The sequence below is a fragment of the Candidatus Pelagibacter sp. HIMB1623 genome, from assembly GCF_052047695.1.
Lineage (GTDB): Bacteria > Pseudomonadota > Alphaproteobacteria > Pelagibacterales > Pelagibacteraceae > Pelagibacter.
Window position 1 is genome coordinate 186,326 of record NZ_JBNAJN010000013.1, and the last position, 13,228, is coordinate 199,553.

13 protein-coding genes are annotated in these 13,228 nt (G+C 27.8%); 7 read left to right on the forward strand and 6 right to left on the reverse strand.

Features of this window, described 5'->3' with window-relative positions:
* Positions 1-7 precede the first annotated feature (7 nt).
* Positions 8-502, forward strand: a complete 495-nt coding sequence (locus ACTTBN_RS05395) for a L,D-transpeptidase family protein (RefSeq protein WP_440681371.1) — start codon at positions 8-10, stop codon at positions 500-502.
* On the opposite strand, the gene ACTTBN_RS05400 is transcribed toward ACTTBN_RS05395, so the two are convergent.
* Positions 499-1,140, reverse strand: coding sequence for a YggS family pyridoxal phosphate-dependent enzyme (locus ACTTBN_RS05400; protein WP_440681372.1), 642 nt, complete (start codon positions 1,138-1,140; stop codon positions 499-501). The genes ACTTBN_RS05395 and ACTTBN_RS05400 overlap by 4 nt on opposite strands.
* Between ACTTBN_RS05400 and ACTTBN_RS05405 the strand changes: the two genes are divergently transcribed.
* Positions 1,135-1,662: a thiamine phosphate synthase gene (locus tag ACTTBN_RS05405; RefSeq protein WP_440681373.1), complete on the forward strand. Its 528-nt coding sequence runs from the start codon at positions 1,135-1,137 to the stop codon at positions 1,660-1,662. The genes ACTTBN_RS05400 and ACTTBN_RS05405 overlap by 6 nt on opposite strands.
* 5 nt (positions 1,663-1,667) lie before the next feature.
* On the forward strand, positions 1,668-3,233 hold the full coding sequence (locus ACTTBN_RS05410; RefSeq protein ID WP_440681374.1) for a tetratricopeptide repeat-containing sulfotransferase family protein: 1,566 nt from the start codon (positions 1,668-1,670) through the stop codon (positions 3,231-3,233).
* A 50-nt stretch (positions 3,234-3,283) separates the two neighbouring features.
* Here the strand turns inward: ACTTBN_RS05410 and ACTTBN_RS05415 are convergent, their stop codons facing one another.
* Complete coding sequence (locus tag ACTTBN_RS05415; RefSeq protein ID WP_440681375.1) at positions 3,284-4,228, reverse strand: hypothetical protein; 945 nt, start codon at positions 4,226-4,228, stop codon at positions 3,284-3,286.
* Positions 4,229-4,400: 172 nt separating this feature from the next.
* Here ACTTBN_RS05415 and ACTTBN_RS05420 point away from each other — a divergent pair, with 172 nt between their 5' ends.
* Genes ACTTBN_RS05420 through holA form a run of 4 tightly spaced genes read left to right on the forward strand, consistent with a single transcriptional unit; the run spans position 4,401 to position 8,984 of the window.
* On the forward strand, positions 4,401-4,961 hold the full coding sequence (locus ACTTBN_RS05420) for a DUF3576 domain-containing protein (RefSeq protein WP_440681376.1): 561 nt from the start codon (positions 4,401-4,403) through the stop codon (positions 4,959-4,961).
* Between the two features lie 18 nt (positions 4,962-4,979).
* Positions 4,980-7,523: a leucine--tRNA ligase gene (leuS, locus tag ACTTBN_RS05425; RefSeq protein ID WP_440681377.1), complete on the forward strand. Its 2,544-nt coding sequence runs from the start codon at positions 4,980-4,982 to the stop codon at positions 7,521-7,523.
* A gap of 11 nt (positions 7,524-7,534) precedes the next feature.
* Positions 7,535-8,002 carry a hypothetical protein gene (locus tag ACTTBN_RS05430; RefSeq protein ID WP_440681378.1) on the forward strand — a complete coding sequence of 156 codons (468 nt, stop codon included), beginning with the start codon at positions 7,535-7,537 and terminating at the stop codon, positions 8,000-8,002.
* Positions 7,992-8,984, forward strand: a complete 993-nt coding sequence (gene holA, locus ACTTBN_RS05435; protein ID WP_440681379.1) for a DNA polymerase III subunit delta — start codon at positions 7,992-7,994, stop codon at positions 8,982-8,984. The genes ACTTBN_RS05430 and holA overlap by 11 nt, the downstream gene beginning before the upstream one ends.
* Here the strand turns inward: holA and ACTTBN_RS05440 are convergent.
* From ACTTBN_RS05440 to mnmG, 4 genes are read right to left on the reverse strand one after another with little or no spacing between them, the layout of a single operon-like run.
* Complete coding sequence (locus ACTTBN_RS05440) at positions 8,974-9,813, reverse strand: ParB/RepB/Spo0J family partition protein (RefSeq protein WP_440681380.1); 840 nt, start codon at positions 9,811-9,813, stop codon at positions 8,974-8,976. The genes holA and ACTTBN_RS05440 overlap by 11 nt on opposite strands.
* A complete protein-coding gene (locus ACTTBN_RS05445) occupies positions 9,813-10,607 on the reverse strand; it encodes a ParA family protein (protein ID WP_440681381.1) in 795 nt (264 codons plus the stop codon). The genes ACTTBN_RS05440 and ACTTBN_RS05445 overlap by 1 nt, the downstream gene beginning before the upstream one ends.
* Before the next feature lie 21 nt (positions 10,608-10,628).
* On the reverse strand, positions 10,629-11,273 hold the full coding sequence (locus ACTTBN_RS05450; RefSeq protein WP_440681382.1) for a 16S rRNA (guanine(527)-N(7))-methyltransferase RsmG: 645 nt from the start codon (positions 11,271-11,273) through the stop codon (positions 10,629-10,631).
* Positions 11,273-13,144 carry a tRNA uridine-5-carboxymethylaminomethyl(34) synthesis enzyme MnmG gene (mnmG, locus tag ACTTBN_RS05455; protein ID WP_440681383.1) on the reverse strand — a complete coding sequence of 624 codons (1,872 nt, stop codon included), beginning with the start codon at positions 13,142-13,144 and terminating at the stop codon, positions 11,273-11,275. The genes ACTTBN_RS05450 and mnmG overlap by 1 nt, the downstream gene beginning before the upstream one ends.
* Positions 13,145-13,228 lie beyond the last annotated feature (84 nt).

The window sequence follows — 13,228 nt, forward strand, 5'->3', positions numbered from 1 at the left end:
ATAACATATGACAATTGTATTAAAAAATAAACATACACTTAAAATTAAAGATTTTTTCTTTAAATGTGTCATAGGAAAAAATGGTCTCTCAAAATCAAAAAAAGAAGGTGATAAGAAGACACCAAAAGGAACATTTGGTATTCAACATTTATACTTTAGAAAAGATAAAATAGAAAAACCCGAATGTAAACTTAGGTGTATAGAAATCAAAAAAAATATGGGATGGAGTGACGACGTTAGATATCATGCCACGTACAACAAACTAATTAAAATTAAGAGTAAGATAAAACACGAAAAATTAAAAAGAAATGATGATAAATATGATTTGATAATTCCAATAAAATATAACTTTAAAAAGCCTATCGTTGGATTGGGTAGTTGTATATTCATTCATTTAACTAAAAATTATAAACCTACTGCAGGATGTATAGCTTTAGCCAAAAAAGATTTTTTAATTATGTTAAAGTTAATTGATGAAAATACAAAAATTAAAATTATTTAAAATCTATTCCCAAAAATACTAGATCCTATTCTTAAATATGTGGCCCCAATATTTGCAGCCTCAAGATAATCATTGGACATGCCCATACTTAATTCTTTTAAACTAAGCTGATTATTTAAATCTTTTAGTTCATTAAAATATTTTGATGTTAGCCCACTTTGTGGTGGTATACACATTAGTCCAATTATATTTAATTTAAGGTCTTTTGTGGCATAATTATATAAAGTTGGTAATTCTTTAATTGAAACTCCATTTTTTTGGTCCTCATGTCCCAAGTTTACCTGAATAAATATTTTTATTTTTTTATTATGTTTATTTTCTTCTTTTGAAATTTTCTCAGCCAATTTCATATTATCTAGTGAATGCATATAATCAAAATATGGAAATAAAAATTTCACTTTGTTCGTTTGTAATTTACCAATCATGTGTAAATTGATATCGTTATATTTTTGTTTCAAACTTGGCCATTTTTGTAATGCTTCTTGCACTTTATTTTCACCAAAATCTTTATGACCATATTCTAAAAGAGGCACTATATGTTCTTGGTTAAAAGTCTTACTTACAGCTATAATCTTTGCTTTTGAATAATTAACTAGTTTTTTTTTTATATGTTCTAAATTATTAATAGTAGTATGCATTTTAATTTATATTGTTTTATAAATAACTATAATTTTAATTTAATTAATAATCTGCCAAAAACAACTTCGATTATTTTTAGAAATTATAAATATCCTTTAGGTATAGATTCAATAATTAAAACTAAAAAACTATGTAAAAAACTTAATTATAAATTATATTTAGCAAACAACATTAAATTGGCTTTAAAACTTAATTTAGATGGTGCGTATATTCCTGCCTTTAATAGTGATTTTAAAATTAATTCTTACCATCTTAAAAAAAAATTCACATTAATAGGGTCGGCACATAATTTAAAAGAAATAAGAACTAAAGAGCTTCAAAATGTTGATTATTTATTTTTATCTCCATTATTTGTGTCAAAAAAAAACAAAAAAGGGTTGGGTATTTATAAATTTATAAACTTATCTAAAAGAACAAAAAAAAAAATAATTTGTTTAGGTGGTATAAATAAAGATAATATAAAAAAAATTAATCTAATTAAACCATATGGAATAGCAGGAATATCATACTTTCAAAATTAATTAATATGATTACCAGAGAAGATATTTTTTTCATTACTAAGGAAATTAAAAAATTACAAAATTATTTTGAAAAAGGTGATTTTGAAAAAGTAATCAGAAAAGCAAAAATTTTATTAAAAAAATATTCCAATCAACCAATACTTTATAATTTAATTGGTTTGTCCTACAAACAACTTAATAATCTAGAATTTGCAGAAAAGACATTTGAATCAGGGCTAAAGGCTATACCTAATGATTCAAGTATTTTAGTAAATTTAGGAGCCACATATCGACTACAAGAAAAATTCAACGAAGCAAAAAAAACCCTTGAAAAAGTTTTACAGTCAGATCAAAACAACTTTAATGCGTTGGTAAATTACGCAAATGTTTTAAAAGATTTAAATCAAAATTCTGAAGCCATTGATTATTACAATAAGGCTTTAAATATAAATAACAAAAATCAATTTGTGCAAATCAATCTAGCAAGCAGTTATCAAATGATTGGAGATTTCGAAAAATCAAAAAAAATTTTGAGAAATATACATAACGAATTTCCTCAAAATGTTTATGCAGATCAATTGTATAGCTCTATTCATAAGTATGACGATGATCAAACACATCAAAAAGAAATGTTAGAAAAATTAAATAAAGAGAACATATCTCAAAATGATAAGATGATACTTTGTTTTGCTTTAGCTAAATCATTTTCTGATCAAAACAATCCTGAAATGTCCTCAAAATACTTTATAATGGCTAATGATCTAAAATTTGCCTCAATTAAAAATTTTGATTTTGAAAAACAAACTATATATTTAACCAAACCAAAACATATTTTTAAAAATTTTACATTTGAAAAAAATACTTCGTCCAAAAAACCAGAATTAATATTTATTGTTGGATTGCCTAGATCCGGCACTACTTTAACACATCAAATTATATCATCACATTCAGGAGTATTTGGAGCTGGTGAGTCTCCAATATTAAAAAACATATTTGTAAAAAAATTTGAAAATGATGATTTTATTAAAAATATGGTTAATTTTGACAATAAGCAGAATGAGTTTAAGAAAAATTTAAGAGCAGAGATATTAAATTTATTTAAACAATACCATAATAATTTAATTATTTTAGACAAAGCACCTCTTAATCTTTGTTGGCTGGGCTTTATAAACATTCTGTTCCCTACAGCTAAAATTATTCATTGTAAAAGAAACTTAAAAGACACCGCTTTGTCTATTTATAGAAATACATACGAAGGGTGGGCATTACCTTGGAGCTATAATCAAGAATATTTGGTGAAATTTATAGATTTATATAAGGAATTAATGGTATTTTGGCATACAAAAATGCCAGGCTACATATATGACTGTCATTATGAAAAATTAGTAAATAATCCAGTTGAGGAAACAAAAAAACTTATCCAATTTTGTAACTTAGAATGGGATGAAAATTGTCTAGATCATACAAAAAATAAAACTGGAATAAGAACTGTAAGTATTGAACAGGCTAGAAACCCTATTTATAAAAAATCAGTAAATCTTAGTGAAAATTATTTAAAATATTTAGGTTTTTTAAATAAAATATCTGAATAAAAAAAAGGGCCTAAGAAACTTAGGCCCTTTAAATATTTGTCTTTCAACAATTAGAATGCAAAAGATACAGATAACTCAGTGTGTTTGTAGTTATTTGCTGTGTTACCAATGTTATCACCTTCATTTGCATGCATCGCTACAGATAGACCACCCATTGAGTAACCAATAGATATACCTTTGATTTCTTGATCTACAGATCCAGAAAGTTCAGTAGTCGACTCACCATATGAAATTGATAAATCATCATTTACTGCAAATGAAACACTGTATGCAAGAGTTTCTTCCTCAGCAGTAGCTGCAGGATCAACAGTTGATGATTGAACACCAAAAGTTGCTCCACCCATTGAGTAAGTAGCACCTACAGTATCCACATCAGTTTCAGTTGCACCACCTAAAGTTCCAGTACCAAAGAAAATATTAGCACCTTCAATACCAGTGTATTGTACAGCTACAGAGTCAGATGAATTAGTAGCACCAGTTCCTGATACTCCACCATCGTCATTAGCTGCTTGGCTAGTACCGTAACCGATTTCTATTTTAACACCATCAACAGAAGTGTTTGTGTATTCAAAACCACTTGATGCTTGTGAAACGTAACCGTTTTTAGTTCCACCAAGACCATCCCATGGCTCTTCTACAGCAGTTGGCATTAAATCATCAATACCAGCGATACCTAATCCACCAGCACCGTCAGTAAACATAATTTTACCAGCATCACCCATATCATAAGTTAATAAAGATGAAGATTGAGCACCTTCAACTGTCATTACGTGAGTTAATGATACAGAATGACCGTTATCTAGTTCACCACCACCAGAAAAAGTCATAGCTTTCTGCATACCCCAGTTGTTACCAGTTGCAGGGTCAGAAGTTCCACCTTTTGTAGTGTGAGATAGTTTTGCACCACCACTAACTGATAAAGAACCAGCCATTGCAGTAGTTGCAATAAGAGATCCAGCTAACGCTGTAAGTCCTATTTTTTTAATGTTTGTCATTAATGTCTCCTTTGTTTAATTATTAATATTAATAACATCCGAAAATTATCTTATTTTTATATAAAATTTATTTTAATTGATAATTTTCTAATTTTTAAACTAAAGTGTTGCAATAATATCACAGAATAATTACTATAATTCATAGATATTCGTGTTAATTAGTCAATATATTATGAATATTTTAATAAAATATACAAAACTAGCAATAATTTTACTAGTTTTTACAGTTATTACAGGTTGTGGAATTTATAAAAAAGTTGATGCTAGAAAAGTTCCACCAAACGTAAATGACAGAGTTCAAAAAAATATTCAAGAAGGAAGAAGTTTTAAATTATTTGATCAAGAGAAAAATTTGATGGGTGGAAATTTTCAATTTGCAAGCTCCAATGAATTATGGAGAGCATCTCTAGATGTTATTGATTTTATGCCACTATCTTCTGTAAATTACAGTGGCGGTATAATTATTACAGACTGGTATACAGATAATTCTAGCCAAAATGAAAGTATTAAAATTTCAATTCGATTTCTAACAAACGAAATTAGGTCAGATTCGTTAGATATAAAAGTGTTTAATAAAAAATGTTTAGACAATTTATTGAATTGCAAAATAACTGAACAAAATAGTTTGGTTCAAGAACTTAAAAAAGAAATACTAAAAAAAGCAGCACTGTACAAAGAACAAAATCAGGGTAAAAAAAAGAAAAGAAATAAGAGTAGATTTATCTCAAAATAAAAAATTCAAGTTAATTTTGTGGAAAGATATAATTTTAAAATTATCGAAAATAAATGGCAAAGCTACTGGGAAAGCCAAAAAATATTTTCAGCAAAAGTAGAAAAAAATAAAAAAAAATTTTATTGCCTAGAAATGTTTCCTTATCCATCAGGAAAGATTCATATGGGACACGTTAGAAATTATACAATTGGCGATGTTTTAGCTAGATACAAAGCACTACAAGGATATAACGTGCTACATCCTATGGGATGGGACTCTTTCGGAATGCCTGCCGAAAATGCAGCAAGACAAAATAATTTAAGTCCAAAAGATTGGACTGAGTCTAATATTGCAACAATGAAATCTCAACTAAAAAAGCTTGGACTTTCTATTGATTGGGATAGAGAAATATCAACTTGTTCAGATGATTATTATAAACATCAACAAGAATTTTTTTTAGAACTTTATGATAAGGGACTAGTCTATAGAAAAGAAAACTATGTTAACTGGGACCCTGTAGAGAAAACAGTTTTAGCCAATGAACAAGTAATAGATGGAAAAGGATGGAGGTCTGGGGCAACGGTAGAGAGAAGAAAGTTAAATCAATGGTTTTTTAACATAACTAAATTTTCTAGTGAACTGCTTGATGGCCTTGAGTCACTTAATGAATGGCCAAACAAAGTAAAAGTTATGCAAAAAAATTGGATAGGTAGGTCGTTTGGCTGTGAGATAAATTTCAAAATTCAATCAAATAAACAAATTGATGAAATCAAGTGTTATACTACTAGACCAGATACTCTTTTTGGTATGTCTTTTTTGGCTTTATCTGTAGACCACCCTGTAGCAAATCACTACAAGTCAGATCCTGAATTTATAAAATTTAAAGAAGAATGCTCAAAAACAGGTACTACTGAAGAATCAATAGCAGTGGCAGAAAAACTTGGCTTTAAGACTGATTTAATGGCTATAAATCCTTTAGATCCAGCAGTAAAAGTTCCTGTTTATTTTGCAAATTTTGTTTTAATGGATTATGGATTAGGTGCAGTCTTTGGTTGTCCTGCTCATGATCAAAGAGATTTGGATTTTGCAATAAAATATAATTTAAATATTACTCCTGTTGTTAGACCAGATGGTGAGACAAATTTTACGATAAAAAATAAAGCCTACACAGATAAAGGAATTTTATTTAATTCTAAATTTTTTGATGGTTTTAAAGTACCAACAGAATCTATTTCAAAAGCAATAGATTATATTGAAAAAAATAATATTGGAAAAAGAAAAACAAACTTTAGACTCAAAGATTGGGGGATCTCAAGACAAAGATATTGGGGATGCCCAATACCAATAGCCTACGATGAAAATGGAAATCCAACTAAAATTCCAAAAGAACTTCTTCCTATAAAATTACCAGAGATAAATAAATTCGCTTCATCAGGAAATCCTTTAGATGAAATGAATGACTGGAAAAAAATTTCATTCGATGGGAAAGAGTATACCAAAGAAACTGATACGTTGGATACTTTTGTTGATTCTTCTTGGTATTTTTTAAGATTCTGCTCTCCACATAATTCTAATTATGGATTTAACAATGAAGAAATAAAATACTGGATGCCAGTAGATCAATATATTGGCGGTGTTGAACATGCTATACTCCATTTATTATATTCAAGATTTTTTATGCATGCTCTCTCTTTTGAAAATGAAAATTTTGTAATTAAAGAACCTTTTAAAGGACTATTTACACAAGGGATGGTTTGTCATGAAACTTATAAAGATCAAAATAATAATTGGGTAAGTCCAGATGAAATTATTTCAATAAATGGGAAAAAATTTCTTGCTTCAGATCAGTCGCAACAAATCAAGATTGGCGCATCTGAGTCAATGTCTAAATCAAAAAAAAACACAATAGACCCAGAGCAAATAATTGAAAACTATGGAGCAGACTCGGTTAGATTATTTATATTATCAGATAGTCCTCCCGAAAAAGATGTTCAATGGTCAGATGAGGGCATGAATTCGTCATTCAAATTTGTTCAGAAATTATGGGTATTAAATCAGAAGATTTTAAGTGAGATTGATAAAAATCATCCAATAAATAAAAATAATGATCTAGAAAAAATATCTAATCAATTTATTGAGAATGTTGAAAAAAACATTGAAAATTTTAGTTACAACAAAATTATTGCAAACTTCCATGAAACTTACAGATTAATAAACAAAATTACAAATGACAAAATAGATAAAAATAATTGGATCGAAAATTATAGTAAAATTCTTGTTGCGATGAGTCCTGTAATGCCACATTTTGTAAGTGAATGTTTAGAAATGTTAAAAACTAAAGGACTAAAGCATTCTGAAAGTTGGCCTAAAGTTAATAAAAAAGTGTTAATTAAGGATGAAGTAAATCTTGTAATACAAATAAATGGTAAAACTAGAGGAATTATAAAAGTTGATAAAGATAATAATGAAAAAGAATTACTTGAAATGATTAAAAGAGAAAAAAAAATGAGCATTTATTTAGAAAATAAATCCATTAAAAGAACAATACTTGTTCCAGGTAGACTAATAAATATAGTAATTTAATGTTAAATTAAATGTGTAGAAAAATTTTTTATATAATATTTATTACATTATTTCTTAACAATTGTGGTTTCGAACCTATTTATTCAAAAAAAGTAAACAGTGATTTTTCATTAAATTCTTTGAAACTTACTGGTGACAGAACAATTAATAATTATTTAAATTCAAACTTAAAACAGTTTAAAAATAAAAAATTTGAAAAAACATTTTCCTTAGAAATAAGCACTGATTACAAGAAAAGCATATTAACAAAAGACAAAACTGCAAAAGTTTCAAGTTATAAATTATCAAATACTACTTCTGTTAAAGTTTTTTCTAATAATAGACTAATAAAAGAAATTCAAATTTCTTCCAAAAAAAATATGGACAGTATCGAAGACGAATTTGAAGAAGAAAAAAATGAAATTTTGACGAAGCAAAACTTTAGTTCAGAAATATATAATCAAATAATTACTGAATTAGCACTTTTAGATGATTATTAAATCATACGAAACGAAAAATATAGATTTTAATTATAGTCCATTTATTCTTCTTTATGGGGCAAATGAAGGACTAAAACAAAATGAATTAAAAAATATTTTAAAAGAAAAAAAACTTACTTCTTCTTATGATGAAAAAGATATTTTAAATAACCCAAACTCTTTTTTTGAGAGTTTACTTTCAACATCTCTTTTTGAAAATGAAAGGGTTATTCTAATTAAAAGAGCAACAGACAAATTATATTTAATTTTATCTGAATTATTTAACAAAGAATTATCAGATATTATAATTATTTTAGATTCAGATATGTTGGATAAAAAATCCAAATTAAGATCTTTTTTTGAAAAAGCAAAAAATTGTATATGTATTCCATTCTATCCTGATAATGAAGAAACTCTCTCAAAGATAGGATATGAGTTTATTAAAAAAAGAAAAATTAATATTTCGATTTCAAATATTAATTTAATTGCAAGCAAATGTAATGGTGACCGTAAATTTTTTTTATCGGAATTAGAAAAATTAGAAAATTATTCAAGAAATGGGAAAAAAATTGACAATGAAACTATATTCAAACTAACCAATTTGATTGAAAATCATAGTATATTTGAGCTTGTTGATAGTTGTTTGGCTCATAATAAGCGTAAAACTCTGAAAATTTTAAATGAAAATAATTTCAATAACGAAGACAGTATTATAATTATGAGATCATTTTTAATTAAATCAAAAACAATTTTAAGATTATTAAAGGAATTTGAAAAGAATCAAAATTTAAATCTAACAATTTCTTCTGCTAAACCACCAATTTTTTGGAAAGAAAAAGAAATTACAAAACAACAAATTTTAAATTGGACTCCAAGAGCGCTTAAAGAAACACTCTACAAAATAACAGAGGTTGAGCTAAAAATTAAAAAAAATTACGAAAATTCAACTAATTTAGTCTCAGATTTTATTTTAAATCTAGTTTCCAAAAAAGTTAGTAATTAGATTTGATTATATCAATAATTTTATTTAATTGATCTAAATCTTTATATTCAATACTTATTTTACCCTTATTTCTTTTATTGTTTTGGATATCTACATTTAATCCAATTTTATTTGATATAGACAATTCAAGAGCTACGATATTTGTGTCTTTAATTAAACTTGGTTTTTTTCTAATTTTAAAAATTTTAACAAAGTTTTCTGATTGTCTTACAGATAATTTTTTTTCAATAATTTTGTTTGCAACAAAACTTGCATTATCAAGACCAACCAAAATTTTTGCATGACCTGCTGTTAATTTTTGAGCTTCAATTAATTTTATTACTTCATCTGGTAAAGTTAAAAGTCTTAAAGAATTCGTAATATGACTTCTACTTTTTCCAATAAATTTTGATACTTTTTCTTGATCATAAGAAAACTCTTCTATTAATCTTTTATAACCTTGAGCCTCTTCAAGGGGATTTAAATCATGTCTTTGAACATTTTCAACAATTGCAAATTCTAAAGATTTTAAATCATCGGCTTCAGTGACGACCACTGGAACATTATGAAGACCGGCTCTTTGTGCTGCAAGCCACCTTCTCTCTCCTGCTATTATTTCAAATTTTGTATTATCATCATTTGATTTCCTAACAATGATTGGCTGTATCATTCCTCTCTCTTTGATAGAATTTGTTAAATCAATTAAATTATTTTCATCAAATATTTTTCTCGGTTGATATTTATTTGGAACAAGATCGCTAATTTGTAACTGATTAGTTTGAGGCTCTACTTTTGCTTCACCTATTAATGACGACAAGCCTCTTCCAAGACCTTTTTTAATTTTATCCATTAAGCAGCACTCCCTATTGTTGACTCTTGGTTAATAAATTCATCAGTGAAATTAAAATAAGACTTACTGCCTGGACATGATTTATCATAAATTAATACTGGCATCCCATGCGACGGTGCCTCCGACAATCTAACATTTCTTGGTATTACAGTTGAGTAAACTTTTTCACTAAAATAATCTCTAGCTTCTTTTTCAACTTGAGAAGACAGCTTATTTCTTTTGTCATACATCGTTAAAAGTATTCCTCTGATTTTTAATTCCGGGTTTAAACTTACTTTTATTCTCTCGATCGTTTTCATTAACTGCGTTAGACCCTCAAGAGCAAAAAATTCTGTCTGCAAAGGGACCAGTAGAGAGCCTGAACATACTAGAGCCATTACAGTCAATAAGCTAAGTGATGGGGGACAATCAATTAATATATAATCATAAGATTCTCTAGAAGTGTTTAAATAAGCGGTTAATTTACGCTTCAAAATAAATGCTCTATTAGCATCATCGGCTGTTTCAACCTCCAAACCTGATAGATCTACATTTGATGTTATCAAATCCAAATTTTCAAACTGAGTTTTCTTTATTACCTGATAAATTTCTTTAGTTCCATTCAATACACCATAAATTGTATCACTTGAATTTTCTATATTAGATAATCCAAGACCTGTAGTTGCGTTTCCCTGAGGGTCTAGATCAATAACCAAAATTTTTTTTTCTAATTGTGATAATCCAGCGGCAAGATTTATGACAGTAGTGGTTTTTCCTACCCCACCCTTTTGATTTATGACAGAAATAATTTGCATTTAATTTTATTTAAAATCCTTTTAATTTTTTTTTTTAATTTTTTTTATATTTAACAAAAAAGAATCCTTACTTGTTAAACTTTTCTTTTCTACATATTCCAACTTCCATTTTTTTTTAGAATTTTCAAAAATTTTTTTTCCATTTTTACCCATAAAGAAAATTAAATTTTTATATTTCGAAAAATTTTCATAAACTAAATCTAAAACGACAGGCATAGGTTTAAACGCTCTCGACATAATTGTTCCCGTCTCTAAATTTTTTAACTCAAAAATATTTTTTTGAAAAACTTTTGTATTTAAATTTAATTTTTCTGAAACTTCTTTTAAAAAATGGCTTTTATGGTAGCTTTTTTCATATAGATGCACATTCATTTTATTTTTCATGTTTTTAAGTATAATTGCCACTATAATTCCTGGAAATCCAGCTCCAGATCCTAAATCTATGGTTGTATTACAATTTAAATCAACAAAATCAATTATTTGCGCTGAATCAATAATATGACGCTCAATTATCATGTTTTTTGAAGCTGTATTTTGACCAATTATGTTAATTTTTTTATTTTTTTCAAGAATCATAGATATGTAGTTTTCAAAGTCTAAAAATGTTTCACGTGAAACATTTAGATCATTAATTCGAGAGTAAGAATTTAAAATTTCTTGATCCATTAAGCTATATGCTTAATAGACTTTCTTTTTACATGTGACAACAAAATATATACAGCGGCTGGGGTTATTCCATCAATTCTTAGAGCTTGACCCATAGTTTTAGGCTTTATTTCTTTAAATTTAGCTTTTACCTCATTAGATAAACCTGAAAGTCCATCATAATTAATTTTATCTGGAATAATTAAGTTCTCATCCCTCTTAAATGCTAAAATATCCGCTTTTTGCTTCTTTAAATATCCTCTATAATGAGCATTAATTTCTACTTGCTCATCAATTTCTTTACTAAAATACGGTATTTCAGGCCATATTTCTCTAATTTTGCTCATATTCACGTCCTTTTGAGTTAGGACCTCATTAGAAGACCTCAATATTCCATCTTTCGCTATTTTAATTCCAAATTTTTCAGCTTTAGATGGTGAAATATTAGATTTACTCATTTTTAAATTAATTTTTCCAATTTTATCGAATTTATCCAAATACAAGGCTTTTCTATCTTTTTCAATTAACCCAATTTCTATTCCCTTAGCTGTTAATCTTTGATCGGCATTATCAGCTCTCAAACTTAATCGATATTCTGCTCTTGATGTAAACATACGGTAAGGCTCTGCAACTCCCTTGGTAACTAAATCATCAATCATTACTCCAATGTAAGCTTCAGATCTATCAAGGATAAATGGTTCTGAATCTTTAACTGACAAAGCAGCATTTATACCAGCTATAAGTCCTTGTGCAGCTGCTTCTTCATATCCAGTTGTTCCGTTAATCTGCCCAGCAAGATAAAGATTGCTGATTTTCTTAGTTTCAAGGGTCAAAAATAATTCACGTGGATCTATATAGTCATACTCTATAGCATATCCTGGCCTAATAATACTAACATTCTCTAAACCATTGATATTATTACATATTTCTTCTTGAACCTCAGCTGGTAGTGAAGTAGAGATCCCATTTGGGTAAATTGTGTGATCATTAAGCCCTTCTGGCTCTAAAAATATCTGATGACGAACTTTGTCAGCAAATTTTACTATCTTATCTTCTATAGATGGACAATATCTTGGACCTACTCCTTTTATACTACCTGAGTACATTGCACTTTTAGATAAATTTTTTTCTATAATTTTGTGAACCTTCTCATTTGTATAAGTCATTCGACATGACACTTGTTTATTTAAATTTTTTTTAGTTAAAAAAGAAAAAAAATAAGGATCATCATCTGCAAATTGTTCTTCAAGGTTTTCAAAATTTATCGTTCTTGCATCTAACCTTGGAGGCGTTCCAGTTTTTAATCTTCCAATTTTAAAATCATATTTTGCTAATTGTTCACTTAAACCTGTTGAAGGTTTTTCATCATACCTACCTGCTGGTGTTCTTTCATCACCTATATGTATCAAACCATTTAAAAAAGTTCCTGTTGTTAGAATTAACTTGTTACACGATACCTTTTTACCTTCTTTTGTTTCAAAACCACTTATAGTATTTTTATTAAAAATAAACTTTACTACAGGATCAGAAAAAATTCTTAAATTACAGTAGTTTATAAGTTTTTCTTGCATAAATTTACGATATAGTGCTCTATCTGATTGAGTTCTTGGTCCACGCACAGCTGGACCTCTGCTTCTATTTAATAATCTAAATTGTATACCTGATTTATCTGCAACATCTCCCATAACACCATCAAGTGCATCAATTTCTCGAACTAAATGACCTTTGCCTAGACCACCAATTGCAGGGTTACATGACATTTCACCAATAGTTTCTATCTTATGGGTAAATAGGGCAGTGTTAACTCCTAGTCGAGCGGAAGCTGCAGCTGCTTCACATCCTGCGTGACCTCCACCAATTACAACTACATCAAATGACAAATCATTTTTCATGAGGTAAATTTATATGTGAATACATAATTTACAAGACAGGCTTATTTTTTTATAAATAAGTATTAATTATCAACAGTTTTTTAT